Here is a 14,758-nt window from a genome sequence, read left to right as displayed (position 1 = left end):
CTTACCCGACCCGCCGCTCCGATGCAAATCCGTGTTCCAGGATTTTCATCGGCGGGAAGGTCGTCCCCACCTCTTCTGCGGTCCACAAAGGCCCTGCCAGATTTGGTCTTTATTTGGGGGTTTTGGCCGCCCGCGGTAACCAGCTCTTCGCTGTCTCCCTCGCGGCGACTTAGAAAACAATACACCTCCACAGGCGCCACCGCAAATCCCCTCCCGAAGGGGCCCTGGGGCCCGGGATTCAGCGCCAAAAGCCGGACTACGGCACTCCAGCAGCCATCCGCCGTCGTGCTTCTTCCCTGTGTGCTGCACCACTGTCCGGATTCCGCCAGGCCCAATCAGCGGGTTGGTGGGGAAGCCGCGACGCCCGGTGGCTAAACGGCAGAAGGGCCGGCAACCGTGAGGTTGCCGGCCCTTCTCAAGCAGCTGGTATCAGCGGGGCTGGATTACCAGGAAGACTTGGTGATGCCCGGGAGTTCGCCCTTGTGTGCCATGTCGCGGAAGCGGACGCGGGAGATACCGAACTTCTGGAAGGTACCGCGGGGGCGGCCGTCGATGATGTCGCGGTTACGCAGACGGATCGGGGACGCGTTGCGGGGCAACTTCTGCAGGCCCAGGCGGGCTGCTTCGCGTGCTTCGTCGGTTGCGTTTTCGTCAACCAGGGTCTTCTTCAGCTCGAGGCGCTTTGCAGCGTAACGCTCAACGATGACCTTGCGCTGCTCGTTGCGAGCAATCTTGGACTTCTTAGCCATGTTTAGCGCTCCTCTCGGAATTCGACGTGCTGGCGGATCTTGGGGTCGTACTTCTTCAGAACCATGCGGTCCGGGTCGTTACGACGGTTCTTGCGGGTTACATAGGTGTAACCCGTGCCCGCGGTCGACTTGAGCTTGATGATCGGACGTACGTCCTTGTCCTTAGCCACTAGAGCTTCACCCCACGAGCGAGAATGTCGGCGACGACAACGTCGATGCCGCGTACGTCGATGGTCTTGATGCCCTTTGCAGATACCTGCAGCGTGACATTACGGCGCAGGGACGGAACCCAGTAGCGCTTCTTCTGAATGTTCGGATCGAACCGACGCTTGTTGCGGCGGTGCGAGTGCGAAATGCTGTGCCCAAAGCCCGGCTCGGCCCCGGTCACTTGGCAGTGTGCTGCCATGACTTCTCCTCAAGAATTGAAAGTAATGATCCGCATATCTGCTGCTGGACCATGCTGCTAAGGGCGACCCAAAAGTGAAGAAGGGCAACGGTTAGTCACGCAACTTGAGCCCCTAACTACCGGCCGCCCTGGAGAAATTACCGGGCAACCGGAGCAATTGCGCACGCTCCGCGCACTTAGCGCCTACCAAGTCTACGAGTTCACGCAATTAAAGACCAATCCGGCGCCTGAGGGTGTATAAGCGGCCGCTTCCGTTAGAGGCGGGTCAGCTGCGGATACCTCGGCTGCAGGCCGTCTCCGGAGGACTTTCCGGTGACGCGCCGGACAACCCACGGACCGGCGTACTCACGGAACCAGCGGGCGTTCGCGCGGATGGCGTCGAGTCCGCTCAGCTCGGGAACAGGGGTCATGGGCGGGACGTCGATGGAGTGGTCGTGTTCCAGTACGTCCAGCACGCGCCTGGCCATGTTCGCGTGGCCGGCAGCGGACATGTGCATGCGGTCCTGCGCCCACATGCCCCAGTCGTAGTACTCGCTGAAGCGCCAGTAATCCACCAGCAGGGCGCCATGGTCTCCGGCGATGCCGCGCACCAGTTCGTTGTAGATGGCGGTCCGCCCCCGCATGGTGCTGAACACCTTCGAGCCGCGGGCATCGAAGCCGGTAAACATCAGCACTGTGGCACCGGTGGCGCGCAGTTTGGCGACGGCGTCGTCGTACTCCACCAGAAGGTCGTCAATGTCGATCCGGGGCCGGAGGATGTCGTTGGCTCCGGCGTAAATGCTCACGAGCGTGGGCTTGAGCTCGACGGCGGCGTCCACCTGCTCAGCGAGGATCTGGCGGAGCTTCCTGCCGCGGATGGCGAGGTTGGCATACCCGAAGCCCGGATCCGGGGCGCCGAGTTGCTCAGCTACGCGGTCTGCCCAGCCGCGGACGCCGTTGGGGCGGGTGGGATCGTCGTCGCCCACGCCTTCGGTGAAGGAGTCACCAAGGGCAACGAACCGGGTTGTGAAATCCATCTGGCCAGTTTGCCACCCGTTGCTGGGGGCAACCAAGTTCCCCAGGGTTCCCTGGTTGGCAGGCTACGCGCCTGGGGTCTCCCGCAAGATCCAGTGGTCCGAGTCCAGCCGGCCCACTACCTTCTCGCCGATCCGCGCCAGATCCTGGACGTCCTGCTCGGTGAGGGCGTCAAGGAACAAATCCCGCACCGTTTCAACGTGCCCGGGCGCGAGTCCCACGATGGTAGCCATGCCTTCCTCAGTGAGGTGTGCTGTTGTCACGCGGGCATCGTGCGGGTGCGGCCGGCGTTCCACCCACCCCCGTTTCTGCAGCTTGGTCACCACATGCGAAAGCCGCGACAGGGAAGCACTGCTGCGGGCGGCCAACTCGCTCATCGGCAGGAAACGCTCCTCCGCCTCGGAGAGCATGGCCAGGACTGTGTAGTCGAAAAGGGACAGTTTCCCCGCTGCGTGGAGCTTGGTATCGAGGGCCGCGGGCAGCAGCGTGTTGATACTTACCAGGGCCAGCCAGGCACGGCGTTCGTCGGCGGTGAGCCAGCGGGGTTCGGTCATGGGTCCATTCTACGGTGGGTTGATCCTTCAAGTAGGGACAGGCTGGGCCGGTAGGCTGGGCCCATGTATGTTGTCTCACTGAGCTACCGGGTTCCCCAGGACATCGTGGACTTCCACAACGATGCGCACATCGCCTGGCTGCAGAAGGCCTTCGACGACGGCGTGTTCATCGCCGCCGGGCGCAAGGTACCGCGGACCGGCGGCCTGCTGCTCTCCCGGGCCGACCGTGCCACCCTCGACGCCAGCCTGGCCCAGGACCCGTTTTACACCAACGGCGTTGCTGACTTCGAAGTAGTGGAGTTCCACGCCGGCCGGGTGGCTCCCGGTTTTGAGAACCTGCTGGACAGCTAGGGCTGGACAGCTAAAACTCCTGCCGGGCCTTCGCCGGGTTCCGTGCCAGCTTCTTCAGGCCGCCTTTGCGCGGCACCTTGACCGGTTCGGGCCAGCGCGGGGTGAGTGCATCACCCAGCGTGATGCCCCGCAGTTTGCGTCCGAACAACGGCAGGACCCAGTCGTGGACCCAGCGACGCTGCCGGCGTTCCCACTCCCGCAGCCCGAGCCTGGCCGGCGGGTCCCAATCCTTGGGCCTGATCCTGTGTGGGACACCGAGTTGGTCCAACACCTGCCCCGCCAGGTACTTGTGCCCCGCTTTGGACATGTGCAGGCGGTCCGAGTCCCACATCCGGCGGTCATGGAAGGCATCCAGGCACCAGTAATCAACGAGGACGGCACCGTACTTTCCGGCGATAGCCCGGACCCGCTCGTTGTAGAAGGTGTTGCGCTTCTTCAGCGGCTCGAGCAGGGCTGAAACCTTGACGTCAAAGCCGGTGAAGAGGACCACCGTGGCGCCTGTTCCGGCGAGCCGTGCGACGAGCTTCTCGTAGTCGGCCATGAGCGCGGCCATGTCTGTCTTCATGTCCAGGATGTCGTTGCCGCCGGCATAGAGCGTGACGAGGGTGGGCCGCATGCGCAATGCCGGTTCCAGTTGCTCACCGATGACATGCCGGAGCCGTTTGCTCCTGATCGCCAGGTTGGCATAGCGCCATCCTGGTTGCGCCTTCGCCAGCTTCTCGGCAACCCTGTCGGCCCAGCCGCGGACTCCGTTGGGCAACCGCTCGTCCCGGTCCCCCACACCTTCAGTGAATGAGTCCCCCAGGGCAACAAACACCCGCCGCCCGGACTCAGGAAGCAAAGGTTCAGGCGCCACGCACCCAAAAGTAGCGGCCCAAGGAAAAGCCGGAACGACGCCGGGATGAACAGCAAGTGCAAGAGCGCCTGAGTTTAAGCGACCAAAAGTGAGCTGGCGTTGGAGATTAAGCGGCCAGAAGTGAGAGAGCGTTTCAGAAAAAGCAACATTAACTGATAGAGCGTGGGGAATTAGGCCGCAGGATCTGAGGCTTAGCCTTCGGCTTTGCCCTGGCGCCAGTAGCCCATGAAGGCCACCTGCTTCCGGTCAATCCCGACGTCGCGCACGAGGTAACGCCGCATGTCCTTGATGACCCCGGCTTCGCCCGCGATCCAGGCGTAGAAGGGCATGGCACCGGCGGGCATGTCCGGGTTTTTGGTGGCTTGGATTTCGGCGGTTTCCATCCGTGCGGGGGTCTCCCAGAGGATGTCCTCGTCCACGTTGACGTCCTCGGGCTCGGGCCCCGCGCCGCCGTCGGCCGCTTTGATGCCAACCCAGCCGGGCACCGGCACTGCCTTGCGCACGGCTTCCTGGAGCAGTTCGCCGTGCGGGCGGGACCGCCCAATGGAGGCGCCGCGCGCGAGCCAGGTGATTTCGACGTCGGCGGGTGAGGCCAGTTCGAGGAAGTCGCCGGCTTCGGGGACTTCCAGGAAGGCGTGGCCGGTCATGTATTCGGGCAGGCTTGCCAGGATGGCGGAGATGGCCGGGATGGCGGTCTCGTCGCCGGCGAGCAGGATGCGCTGCGCCAGTCCGGGGCGCCATTCAATGCCGGAGTAGATTTCGGCCGTGACGCAGTGCGCCGCGCGGTTGTTGGGTCCGATGATGGTGATCGCGTCGCCCGGCTTGGCATTGAGGGCCCAGTTAGCGGCGGGTCCCCCGTTACCGTGGTCATCGAAGTGCATCACGAAGTCCACGTCGATCTCGGGGTACACGGCGTCGAGGCGGGCCTGCCGGACCGTGTACGTGCGCATGGAGCCGCGCACTGCCGGGTCCATGGCCAGCCATTCGCGGTACCAGCCCGCTTCGGCCATCTCGAAGACCGGCAGGGGAAGCGGCGTGCCGTCAGCAGCGAGCGACGGGATCATCAGCTTGATCCGGAGGTCAAGGGTGTCGCCGTGGACGCCGAAGTCCCGCAGCGAGTACCCGCCGAAGGTGATCCGCCGGAAGTTGGGGCTCAGTTCCTGCACGGAGGAGACCGTGACCTCGAAGGCCAGGGTCATGGGCTCGGTGGCGGCGATATCGCGGGTTTTCATGAAACGAGCTCCAGTTCGTTGGCAGGGACGTGGTGTCGGCCGATGGGAATGATTAAGGGGGTACCGGACACGGGGTCCGGGATGACGCGGGATTCGAGGCCGAAGACAGTGCGGACCAGCTCCTCCGTCACCACGTCCTGCGGCTTACCGACCGCCACCACGGCGCCGCCCTTCATGGCGATCACGTGGTCGGCGTAGCGGGCTGCGAGGTTCAGGTCGTGCAGGACGATGGCCACGGTGGTGCCGCGCTGGCGGTTCAGGTCCGTGACCAGGTCCAGGACTTCCACCTGGTGGGCGAGGTCGAGGTAGGTGGTGGGCTCGTCGAGGAGCAGCACCTCCGTTTCCTGGGCAAGTGCCATGGCGATCCACACCCGTTGGCGCTGCCCGCCGGAAAGTTCGTCCACGTTCCGCTCGGCGAGGGCCAGCGTTTCGGTGGCTTCCAGCGCGCGCTGCACAGCGGCGTCGTCATTTTCGCTCCAGCTGCGGAAGAGGCCCTGGTGCGGGTACCGCCCGCGGCCCACGAGGTCGCGGACTTTGATGCCGTCCGGCGCGGTGGGGTGCTGCGGGAGCAGGCCGAGGGTGCGGGCAAGTTCGCGGGCAGGGCGGGAATGGATGTCCTTGCCGTCCAGGGTCACAGCACCGGACGCCGGTTTGAGGAGCCGGGACAGGCCGCGCAGGAGGGTGGACTTTCCGCAGGCGTTGGCGCCCACGATCATGGTCATCTTGCCTTCGGGGATTTCGGCAGTAAGTCCGTCCACCACGCAGCGCTGATCGTATTTCAGCGTCAGGTCCTTGGCGTTGAGTACAGCCACGTCAGGCGTCCTTTCGGTTGGCCGTGACCAGGAGCCACAGCAGGAACGGGGCACCGAGCGCACCGGTGATCACACCGACCGGCAAAACGGTGCCGTCCAGCAGCAGGGGGGCGAGGTTGGCGGCGGCGTAATCGGCAGCGAGGACAATGAGGGCTCCCACCAGGGCCGACGCCGGGAGGCTGGCTTTTCCGGTGAAGCGCCGCGCGATGGGCCCGGACAGGAAGGCGACGAACGAGACGGGCCCGGCCGCCGCCGTCGCCACTGCCGCCAGCGCGACGGCTATGACCACCAGCGCGAGCCGGGTGGCGTTTACTTTGATGCCCAGACCGGCGGCGGCGTCGGGGCCGAGCTCCAGGATGCGCAGGGGGCCCGAAACGGCGGCCGCCGCCGGGATGAGGACAGCGAGTGACACGGCCAGGATGCCCGCACGGTCCCAGTTAGCCGAGTTCAGCGATCCGTTGAGCCAGACCAGGGCGTCGGCCGCGGTCCGGATATCGGCGCGGGTCATCAGGAAGTTGACCACCGCCTGCAGTGCGGCCGCGATTCCCACGCCGGCGAGGATGAGCCTGTTTCCGGCAGCATCGCCGCGGCTTGTCCCGCGGAGGCCGCCGCTGGAAATGGCGTAAATGATGGCCGCGACGACGAGTGCGCCGCCGAGGGCAGCTCCAGAGACCACGGCACCGGAGGCGCCGAACACTACGATGGCCATCACTGCGGCTGCGCTGGCGCCGTAGCTGATGCCGATGACGTCCGGGCTGGCCAGCGGGTTGCGGAGCATGGTCTGGAAGAGCGCGCCGGCCAGGCCAAACGCGAGGCCGATCATGGTGCCGATCACCGCACGGGGCAGCTTGTTTTCCATCACGATAAAGCTGGCGCCGGGGATCTTCTCACCGCCGGTCAGATGCGCGAAGAGGATCTTGAAGAAGTCCGGAATGGTCACGGTGTAGCTGCCCAGCAGGATGGACGCTGCAAAGAGGACCACGACGGCGGCTGCCAGGATGGCGGTCCGGTTCAGGAGCCGCCCGCCCCGGCGTTGCCCTATCAGTTTTGGTCCCCTGGGCCCTGTTTTGGCAGCGTTAAGTGATAGGTCAACGGGGGATTTCGCAAGGGTCACAGTCCGGCCCCCTTTCCGCGGCGGATGAGCCAGACGAACACGGGTGCGCCGACCAGCGCGGTCATGATGCCGGCCGGCACCTCGCCGGGGAGCAGCACCACGCGGCCGATGATGTCCCCGCCCAGGAGCAGCACCGGAGCCAGGACCATGGAGAAGGGCAGGATCCAGCGGTAGTCGGGCCCGGTGAGGAACCGGACGGCATGCGGAATGATCAGGCCCACAAAGGCAATGGGCCCGGCAAGGGCGGTGGCCGAGCCGCAGAGCAGCACGATGCCGAGGGCTGTGATGGCACGGACCAGTCCCACGCGCTGGCCGAGGCCGCGGGCGATGTCATCACCCAGGGCCAGGCTGTTGAGGATCCGCCCGGTCAGCAGCACAATGAGTGCTCCGGCGGCCAGGAACGGGAGTCCGGACAGCAGCACGGACCAGTCGCGCCCGGCGATCCCGCCCACCTGCCAGAAGCGGAACCGGTCCAGGGTGTCCTGGCTCGAGACCAGGATGACGTTCATCAGGGAGTACAGCCCTGCGTTCAGCGCTGCCCCTGCCAGGGCGAGTTTCACGGGAGTGGCGCCGTCCCTGCCCATTGACGCGATGAGGTAAACCACGACGGCGGCAGCTGCGGCGCCGAGGAAGGCAAACCAGATGTAACCGGACAGTGAGCCGACGCCGAAAACGTAGATGCCCGTCACTACGGCGAGGGCGGCGCCAGCGTTAACACCCATGATGCCCGGATCGGCCAGGGGGTTCCGGGCCACACCCTGCATGGCGGCGCCTGCCAGGCCGAGTGCCGCGCCGGCCAGCAGGCCCAGGACGGTGCGCGGGATGCGCGCGTGGACGACGGCGTGGTCGCCGTTGGCGGGATCGAAGGCGGTGAGGGCCTGCCACACCGTCTCCAGGGGAAGGCCCCGGGCTCCGGTGGCCAGGGAAGCCCCGGCCAGGAGGGCGAGCACAACGACGGCGGCCAGCAGCCATGCCGCCCGCTTTCCACTGGAAGCGCCACCGCGGAACAGGGCACGTGCTCCCCCTCCCGGCACGGAAGTGCCGGGAATCCGCGTCTGGCGGGCCGCCGTCGTCGTACTCTGTGTCACTGAACTGCTGCTACTTCACTGCGTCCGCAGCAGTGGCCAGCTCAGGCAGGAACGTGTCCAGCGCCCAGGGCAGGCTCAGCGGGGAGGATGCGGAGATTGCCAGGACCAGGCTCTTGTTCGCGTCTGCGACGAAGGCGCCGTTCTTGACGGCCGGGATCTGGCCGAGCAGTGGATCGTTCTTGATGGCGTCCGCTTCGCTGGCGTCCTCGACGGAGCTGAGGAAGATGTCCGACTCCAGCTCGTTGGCCTTCTCGGCCGACCAGGGGACGAAGAATTCCTTGGAGCCTGCGGAGGCCTGCTCTGCGACCGGCGCGAGCTTCATTCCGATGGCGGACAGGAACTTGGGCCGGTTGTCATTGGCCGTGTAGATGCCCGTCTGGGTGGGGTCCGAGGGAAGGGCGTAGCCGTAGATGAAGGTCTTGCCGGTGATCTGCGGGTACTTGGCGGCTTCCTCCTTCACGGTGGCCTCGGTGTCGGAGACCAGCTTGGCTGCTTCGGCGTCCTTGCCGAGTGCCTTGCCGATGATGGTGGTGGCGTCCTGCCATGAAGTCCCGTAGGCCAGCTCAGGGTGGGCCACGACGGGGGCGATCTCGCTGAGCTTCTTGTAGTCCTCTTCGGTGAGGCCGGAGTAGGCGGCGAGGATGACGTCCGGGGTGAGCTTGGCGATCTCGGTGAAGTTGATGCCGTCAGCTTCGGAGTACTGGACCGGGGCCTTGTCGGTACCGAAGCCGGCGCCGAGCTCCTCGAGTGCTGCGTCCTTCCAGGGGGTGGAGCCCTGGTCGTTGCCGCCCCATTCGTTCTTGGGGACACCCACTGGAACAACGCCGAGGGCAATGGAGACGTCGTCGTTGACCCAGGAAACAGTGGCCACGCGGGTGGGCTGCTTCTCGATGATCGTCTTGCCGTAGGCGTGCTCGATGGTCACGGGGAACTGGGCGCTGCTGGAGCTGGAGGGTGTTGAGTCCGCGGTGGAGGTTGCGGGACCTGTGGAGCAGGCAGAGAGGGTGAGCGCCGCTGCGGCCAGAACGGCCGTCGCCTTGCCGGCTGACTTGAACAGCGTGCGGCGGGTGGCACTGGGCCCGGGGAAGAGGGGGGAAGTCACGAAACTCCTTAAGTGTCTGAAGCGAACTTAAGTAAGGCTAGCCTACCCTCGCGGCCATTACGCAACGTTTACGTCACTTATTCCTCCTCGTGACGAAGGACACACTTTGCCAATCCCCCTGCTCCTTGGACACCGCCCGCGGCTTTTGGCAGGATGGCACTGCCGGTTGGCGGGCACCGGCCAGTGCATCCCAATTGCTGCATATAAGCCCGAGCTTTCGAGATAGGACACCAGGAACGATGCGCACGCAGACGGCCGGCCCGGCCATCGCTGCCATGGAAAGCGGGGTGGCCGCTTTGGCCTGCTCCGCGGAGACCTGCTGACCCTTTACACCCATTCCCCGCATTCCCGGGGCTCCTATCTTTTCGAAAGCTCAGCCATGCAATCCATCACGCCTCAACAAATCCGCTCATCCTTCGTTAACGCCAGCCGCTCGGAAGCGGCCAAGCTCACCCTGCCCAAGGATTTCGACTCGCTCGACTGGGACAGCCTCGACTTCCTTGGGTGGCGGGACGAGAAGATGCCACTCCGCGGCTACCTGGTAGTACCGGAACCCAAGGGGCTTACGGGCATCATGCTTCGCGCCCCCGAAGGCGGCGCCCGGAAAAACCGCTCCGTCCTGTGCGAACTATGCCGCGACGTCTTCTCTAAAGAGGACGTACTCCTCTGGGTGGCCAGGCGCGCCGGGCAGTCCGGCCGCAATGGCAATACCGTCGGAACACTGATCTGCGCCGACTTCCTGTGCTGCGGCAATGTCCGCAAGGAACCGCCGGCCAATGAGATCAATCCCGACCCGGCCGACGTCGTCCTTCGCCAGATTGACGGACTGAAGGAACGCACGGCCCAGTTCCTGTCGCGGGTGCAGGCCACATAACAACAAAGAGGAACCCTCCCCCGCACGGGAGGGTTCCTCTTGCATGGTGATCAGCGGTAAGTGAAGCTCATCAGCAACGCTTTCAGGGAGCGGCCTTCATCACCCCAGTACCACTCCTTGGCTGCCTCGTCGTTCGCGAACTGCCGACCGTCGAAAAGCACGTCTGCGGTCAGAATGCGGTTGCCGAGCATCACGAGCCCGTATTGCACCTGCCCGTCCGGCGAGACCGGCGATCCCGGGGTTAGTCCCATGTGGTATGTAGCAGTGCCAAAAGCGTGGTCAACAAAGAACGACGAACTGGGCGTGGGAACCGCAGCACCGATCAATCCTGGCACCGGGTCCGTCTCCAGGATGAACCTGGAGACATTGCCGGCCGTGGCGTCACCGATCTCGCTGTAGTAGATGGCGACCTGTTCCTTGCCGCCGGCATCGTAGACCGTCGCGGTTTCCACGGCAGGGGACGCCGAAACCTGTTCATGCTCCACACGCCACCCTTCCGGGTGAGCAAAGGACAGGCGGCCATCCGGGAACGTGAAGGTCACCGGCCCGGCAGGAGCGGGCGAAGAGGTGGCGACGGGAACGATTGATGCCGGCGGGCTTGCGGCAGCCGCCGTTTGGGCGGCAGTGCCACTGGAGGAACTTCCGTCCGCGGCAGGGCCCTCCGCGCAGCCCGTGAGGATGAGGGCCGCGATCGCGGTGAGCGCCATGAAGGTGGTGGCGCGATGTGCTGGGCGCATGTGTGGTGCCTTTCAAGCGAAGGCCGTCACACTCCATGGGCGTCAGACGCGGGACCCAGCGTTCCACAAGTACCCGTCAGGAGGATGAAGGCGAGTGATTGATGCCGACCAGCATGGCACCAGGACAGCACTCCCCAACAGCCTCCGGGCAATATATCCATCGATTTGTTATAAACCCCATCCCGGAAGGGCCTAGCGCAAAATGATGTCCACCGGGTTCGCTTCCGAGCGCCAGGTTCCCTCTTCGCCCGCGCGCCGCTTGATAACGGGTGCGGTCAGAACTCCAGAGCGGTTGGTGCGCCTGTCGCGGAGGATCTCGGTCACTGAGCCCAGGTGCCGGGACAGGTCAATCACGTTCTCCGGGGCGGCCAGCAGCAGCTGGAACCCGAACTCGTGCAGCGCCTTGATCCCGGCGCCGGCGAACTCCTCCGACGCCAGCACAAAGGCCTCGTCCATCATCACCGTGCCGTACGTGGTGAAGCCCTGCTCGGCGATGCCCAGTTGGTAACTCAGCGCGGCGGCCATGATGAAGGCCGTGAAGCGCTGGCGCTCGCCGCCGGACATGGATCCGGTGTCCGCGTGCATAAAGACTTCGGTCTTTTTGGCGCCGCCCTTTTTGCCCGAGGACGGCCCGGCCACCTCGCGGTGTTCTTTGCACTGGATAAGCAGGTGGCCGCGGACGTCCAGCACCTCGGCCCGCCAGCGCCTGTCCTCCGGCGCCTGCGAACCGAGCCGCTTAACCAGGGTTTCCAGGGACTTGTAGCGGGCGGTGAGCTCGGCATCGTCATCCCCTGCCCCACTGCTGCCGTCCGTCCGGGCGCCTTCTGCCCTGGCCGGCCGGGTATGGCGGGCCTTAAGGGCGTTCTGGATGGCGTCCTTGAACTGCTTGGCCGTGGGCGGCAGGGTCTGCTTGATGTCCAGCTCCAGGTAGCTGCCCTCGTGGAAGTTGACCTGGGACAGGATCCCGTTCAGGGGAAGGATGCGGCTGGTGATGGACCGGCGTTCCTCGTCGAGCAGGTGGAGCAGCGTGCTGAAGGATTCGTGCGTGCGCTGGTTGAAGAACTGCCGGAATTCGGCCTCCTGCGCGGGCAGGCCGTCGCTGACGATGGCGTGGTAGCGCGTCTCGAACTCGCTGGCGGCACCGATGGTGGTGCCGTGGTCAGCAGAAATCGCGCTGCCCCACTCGCGCACGAAACCCTCGAAAATCCGGGTAAGCCGCTCGGCGGTGGCCTGCCCGCGGGACTCCGCGGTGTGCAGCTCGCCCAGGAGCGCGGTCCGGACCCGGTTGGCGAGGTTGTCCAGCTCGTGCATCTCGCTGACGTCGCCGAAATCGGCGAAGTACGGTTCCAGCGCGGTGACAGTGGTGTCCGACGGCGGAGCCTGGGTGAGGCGTTCCCGCGCAGCTTCCAGCAGGGTATCGGCAGCGGTAAGTTGCCGGTCCAGCGCCTTGTATTCACTCTGGAGGACGGCAGCCGCCTCAGTGCTGGACTGGTGTTTCTGCCGCACGCCTTCGATGGTTGCGCGGAGCGGCTCAAGGTCGGCCTGCGCGGCCAGGGCATCCTTCAGCCGCTGCTCGATCCGGGCCAGCTCATCGGCCGCGACGGCAGCAGAAACCTGTTCCCAGGGGCGGTGGTCCTCGGCGATCCGGCGCAGCGCATCGAGCTGCCGGCTCATGCCCTGGTGCGAATCCTCGCGGCTTTGGGCGAGCTCTGCCGCTTTGGCCACGTCCTGGCGGAGGTCCTCCACCTGTCCGGCCACGAGTTCCAGCTTGGCGGCATTGTCGAACCCGAGGACGTAATCCTGCCGGCTGGTGAACCGGTCGTCCTTCTCCACGGTGTGGCGGTTGCGCTTCACCACGCCGCCCAGGCTCAGGCCGCGGTCCAGCCGCGCGAGTTCGTCCGGATCTTCCACGCAGGGGTAGGCAAAGTCCAGTGCGATGCGCTCACGGATCCATGCCCCGGCTTCGGCGGCGACGCCCGTGGTGAGGATGTCCAGCTTGGTCAGCAGGTCGCCGTCGTGCACGTCCTCCAGGGCCAGGGCACCGCCGGCAAGCGGCTTGGAAACGTCCACCGCCCGCAGCGCGCCGCGGACGTTGTGGTCGTTCAGGTAACGGGTCACGGCGGCGAAATGCTCGCCGGGAACCAGCAGGGTGGTGGCGAGGTTCCGGAGGGCGCGCTCGGCGGCGGGGCGCCATTTCTCCTGCCCCTCGGCGAGGTCCATCAGTTCGCCGGCGAAGGGCATCCGGTCCTCCGGAATGCTGGTGGCGGCCGCGATGGCCGCGCGGTTTTCAATGCTCGACGGCGGCAGCAGGGATTTGCGCGTCTTCAGCGACACGAGCTCCTGCTCAGCCGCGGCCAGCTCCCGCTTCCTGGTTGCGTGGGCGTCGAAGGCTTCAAAGCGGAGCTCCTGCAGGGCCTGGGAGTCATCCTTGAGCTCCGCGGACCGGGCGGCAGCCTGCTCATGCGCCTGCTCCCAGCCTGCCTCCGTCCACTCGAGCTGCAGCCCGGCGTCGGCCAATGCCTGGCGGGCCGCTTCCTCCACCTGCTGGCGGAGCTTCAGGCCCACCCGCGCGTTTTCCAGCGACTGCTCGATGGCGGAGATGGCGTTGCCGCCCTGGTTGTTGTATTCCGTCTCCAGCTGGCGCAGTTCCTTGGCCAAGCCGTCCCGGACGCTTCGCTCGGCGCCGAGTTCCTTGGCCTTCGCCTGCGCCAGCTCCTTGAAGCGCGCCAGGGTTTTCTGGTGGACCGTGACGGCCAGTTTCTGCTTGTAGGCCTCGAATTCCTCGCCCGCCAGGTCCCGCAGCCGGTTCGCGTCCAGCAGCGACTGTGCGTATTCCCGGTTCAGGCCCGGCACCGGGGCCAGCTGGTCGCGCTGCTGCCGGACGTCCTCCAGCCGCTGCCGGATGGACATCAGGTTGCTGAACTCCTCGACCACGTCGTCGGCCGCGGCAAGGGTTGCGGGGGCGTCCAGGACCTGGTCCCGGAAGAACGTGTTCACGCTGCCGCCCAGGCCCTTGCCCGCCTGGATGACCCGCAGGAGCGGCAGGGCCTGGTCCGAGTTGATGCCCAGCAGCCGGCGGAAGCGCTCTGCGAAGGCCTTGTGCACGTCGAAGACCTGGGCGTCCGGGAAGATCGTCTCCAGGGCAGCCTTGGTGAACCGTTTGTCCGCGATGCCTTCCAGCGCTTCGAGATCCAGCGGAGCATGGTCGATCACGTAGAACCGCCCCACGCTCGACTCCGTACCGTTCTTCGGCAGGTCGAACAGCGCCGAGATGGTTACCCGGGTGCCGGCAGCGTTATCAAAGGTCAGTGCGACGGCAGACCACGTGGCGCCCGGCCGCTGGAAAGCACTCGCCGAGCCCTCACCCACGGCCTTGTCGCCCACCTTGCCGCGCATGTACGTAAACGTGGTGCGCTTGTCCTCCACCGCACCGCCCGACCGCTGGGCAGCCGCCTCGTTGGACCTCGGCCGGGCATCGAAGACCCGCAGCATCGCATCGAACAGCGTCGACTTGCCCACACCCGAGTTGCCCGTCAGCAGCGTACCGTTCCGGTCCACGTGCATTGTGTGCGCCCCATGGAACGTGCCCCAGTTGACCACCTGCACCAGGGCAAGGCGCATCTGGCCAGGGTTCGTCACGTCGCCGATCGGCAACATGCTCGCGATGCTCACTTGGCTGCCTCCTGTGTGGTGGTTCCGTTCGCGACGCCACCGGACACATGCTCGGCGTGCTCGCTCGTTCCTCGCTTAGACGCACGCTGCCGCATGTCCCCGGTGTCACCGCTCGTGCCCGGCACCTCCGCACCCAAGGGAGACGATGCCGATGCCGCCCCGGGAGTGGCATCGGGCCTGTCGGAGCCGGGCGCATC

15 protein-coding genes are annotated in these 14,758 nt (G+C 65.8%); 2 read left to right on the top strand and 13 right to left on the bottom strand.

Annotation, left to right across the window (positions count from 1 at the left end; all coding sequences use genetic code 11):
- Positions 1 to 443 precede the first annotated feature (443 nt).
- The 5 genes from rpsN to ARTSIC4J27_RS21870 form a co-directional block, all read right to left on the bottom strand.
- A complete protein-coding gene (gene rpsN, locus ARTSIC4J27_RS21890) occupies positions 444 to 749 on the bottom strand; it encodes a 30S ribosomal protein S14 (protein WP_009358853.1) in 306 nt (101 codons plus the stop codon).
- Positions 750 to 751: 2 nt separating this feature from the next.
- Positions 752 to 919 (bottom strand): 50S ribosomal protein L33, encoded by a 168-nt coding sequence (gene rpmG / locus ARTSIC4J27_RS21885; RefSeq protein WP_013602737.1) that lies wholly within the window; start codon positions 917 to 919, stop codon positions 752 to 754.
- Positions 919 to 1,155 (bottom strand): 50S ribosomal protein L28, encoded by a 237-nt coding sequence (gene rpmB / locus ARTSIC4J27_RS21880; RefSeq protein WP_003798559.1) that lies wholly within the window; start codon positions 1,153 to 1,155, stop codon positions 919 to 921. Before rpmB ends, rpmG begins: the two co-directional genes overlap by 1 nt.
- Positions 1,156 to 1,409: 254 nt before the next feature.
- Entirely contained in the window at positions 1,410 to 2,171 is a 762-nt protein-coding gene (locus ARTSIC4J27_RS21875) for an SGNH/GDSL hydrolase family protein (protein ID WP_050057326.1), read from the bottom strand.
- Between the two features lie 63 nt (positions 2,172 to 2,234).
- Complete coding sequence (locus ARTSIC4J27_RS21870; protein ID WP_050057325.1) at positions 2,235 to 2,723, bottom strand: MarR family winged helix-turn-helix transcriptional regulator; 489 nt, start codon at positions 2,721 to 2,723, stop codon at positions 2,235 to 2,237.
- A gap of 63 nt (positions 2,724 to 2,786) precedes the next feature.
- Between ARTSIC4J27_RS21870 and ARTSIC4J27_RS21865 the strand changes: the two genes are divergently transcribed.
- Positions 2,787 to 3,074, top strand: coding sequence for a YciI family protein (locus ARTSIC4J27_RS21865; RefSeq protein WP_050057324.1), 288 nt, complete (start codon positions 2,787 to 2,789; stop codon positions 3,072 to 3,074).
- Positions 3,075 to 3,084: 10 nt separating this feature from the next.
- On the opposite strand, the gene ARTSIC4J27_RS21860 is transcribed toward ARTSIC4J27_RS21865, so the two are convergent.
- The 6 genes from ARTSIC4J27_RS21860 to ARTSIC4J27_RS21835 all read right to left on the bottom strand — a co-directional run bounded on the left by ARTSIC4J27_RS21860 (position 3,085) and on the right by ARTSIC4J27_RS21835 (position 9,278).
- Positions 3,085 to 3,930 carry an SGNH/GDSL hydrolase family protein gene (locus ARTSIC4J27_RS21860; RefSeq protein ID WP_050057323.1) on the bottom strand — a complete coding sequence of 282 codons (846 nt, stop codon included), beginning with the start codon at positions 3,928 to 3,930 and terminating at the stop codon, positions 3,085 to 3,087.
- A gap of 191 nt (positions 3,931 to 4,121) precedes the next feature.
- Complete coding sequence (locus ARTSIC4J27_RS21855; protein ID WP_050057322.1) at positions 4,122 to 5,162, bottom strand: siderophore-interacting protein; 1,041 nt, start codon at positions 5,160 to 5,162, stop codon at positions 4,122 to 4,124.
- Positions 5,159 to 5,974 (bottom strand): ABC transporter ATP-binding protein, encoded by an 816-nt coding sequence (locus ARTSIC4J27_RS21850; protein ID WP_050057321.1) that lies wholly within the window; start codon positions 5,972 to 5,974, stop codon positions 5,159 to 5,161. The genes ARTSIC4J27_RS21855 and ARTSIC4J27_RS21850 overlap by 4 nt, the downstream gene beginning before the upstream one ends.
- Position 5,975: 1 nt before the next feature.
- The gene (locus tag ARTSIC4J27_RS21845; protein WP_050057320.1) at positions 5,976 to 7,088 is read right to left on the bottom strand and encodes a FecCD family ABC transporter permease; all 1,113 of its coding nucleotides are present in this window, start codon (positions 7,086 to 7,088) and stop codon (positions 5,976 to 5,978) included.
- Entirely contained in the window at positions 7,085 to 8,176 is a 1,092-nt protein-coding gene (locus ARTSIC4J27_RS21840; protein ID WP_050057319.1) for a FecCD family ABC transporter permease, read from the bottom strand. The genes ARTSIC4J27_RS21845 and ARTSIC4J27_RS21840 overlap by 4 nt, the downstream gene beginning before the upstream one ends.
- Positions 8,177 to 8,186: 10 nt before the next feature.
- Entirely contained in the window at positions 8,187 to 9,278 is a 1,092-nt protein-coding gene (locus tag ARTSIC4J27_RS21835) for an iron-siderophore ABC transporter substrate-binding protein (protein WP_050057318.1), read from the bottom strand.
- 379 nt (positions 9,279 to 9,657) lie between these two features.
- Here ARTSIC4J27_RS21835 and ARTSIC4J27_RS21830 point away from each other — a divergent pair, with 379 nt between their 5' ends.
- Complete coding sequence (locus ARTSIC4J27_RS21830) at positions 9,658 to 10,152, top strand: FBP domain-containing protein (protein ID WP_050057317.1); 495 nt, start codon at positions 9,658 to 9,660, stop codon at positions 10,150 to 10,152.
- Positions 10,153 to 10,202: 50 nt separating this feature from the next.
- Here ARTSIC4J27_RS21830 and ARTSIC4J27_RS21825 read toward each other — a convergent pair whose 3' ends face one another.
- Both ARTSIC4J27_RS21825 and ARTSIC4J27_RS21820 read right to left on the bottom strand, forming a co-directional pair.
- On the bottom strand, positions 10,203 to 10,889 hold the full coding sequence (locus tag ARTSIC4J27_RS21825) for a hypothetical protein (protein WP_050057316.1): 687 nt from the start codon (positions 10,887 to 10,889) through the stop codon (positions 10,203 to 10,205).
- 192 nt (positions 10,890 to 11,081) lie between these two features.
- Positions 11,082 to 14,561, bottom strand: coding sequence for an ATP-binding protein (locus ARTSIC4J27_RS21820; RefSeq protein ID WP_050057315.1), 3,480 nt, complete (start codon positions 14,559 to 14,561; stop codon positions 11,082 to 11,084).
- Positions 14,562 to 14,758 lie beyond the last annotated feature (197 nt).

This window comes from Pseudarthrobacter siccitolerans, from assembly GCF_001046895.1.
GTDB lineage: Bacteria > Actinomycetota > Actinomycetes > Actinomycetales > Micrococcaceae > Arthrobacter > Arthrobacter siccitolerans.
This window is presented reverse-complemented; position numbering and strand designations above follow the sequence as displayed.

Excerpts from the sequence above, each read along its gene's own strand:
- rpsN (WP_009358853.1), bottom strand. The coding sequence starts at position 749 with ATGGCTAAGAAGTCCAAGATTGCTCGCAACGAGCAGCGCAAGGTCATC.
- rpmB (WP_003798559.1), bottom strand. The coding sequence starts at position 1,155 with ATGGCAGCACACTGCCAAGTGACCGGGGCCGAGCCGGGCTTTGGGCAC.
- ARTSIC4J27_RS21875 (WP_050057326.1), bottom strand. The coding sequence starts at position 2,171 with ATGGATTTCACAACCCGGTTCGTTGCCCTTGGTGACTCCTTCACCGAA.
- ARTSIC4J27_RS21870 (WP_050057325.1), bottom strand. The coding sequence starts at position 2,723 with ATGACCGAACCCCGCTGGCTCACCGCCGACGAACGCCGTGCCTGGCTG.
- ARTSIC4J27_RS21865 (WP_050057324.1), top strand. The coding sequence starts at position 2,787 with ATGTATGTTGTCTCACTGAGCTACCGGGTTCCCCAGGACATCGTGGAC.
- ARTSIC4J27_RS21855 (WP_050057322.1), bottom strand. The coding sequence starts at position 5,162 with ATGAAAACCCGCGATATCGCCGCCACCGAGCCCATGACCCTGGCCTTC.
- ARTSIC4J27_RS21830 (WP_050057317.1), top strand. The coding sequence starts at position 9,658 with ATGCAATCCATCACGCCTCAACAAATCCGCTCATCCTTCGTTAACGCC.
- ARTSIC4J27_RS21825 (WP_050057316.1), bottom strand. The coding sequence starts at position 10,889 with ATGCGCCCAGCACATCGCGCCACCACCTTCATGGCGCTCACCGCGATC.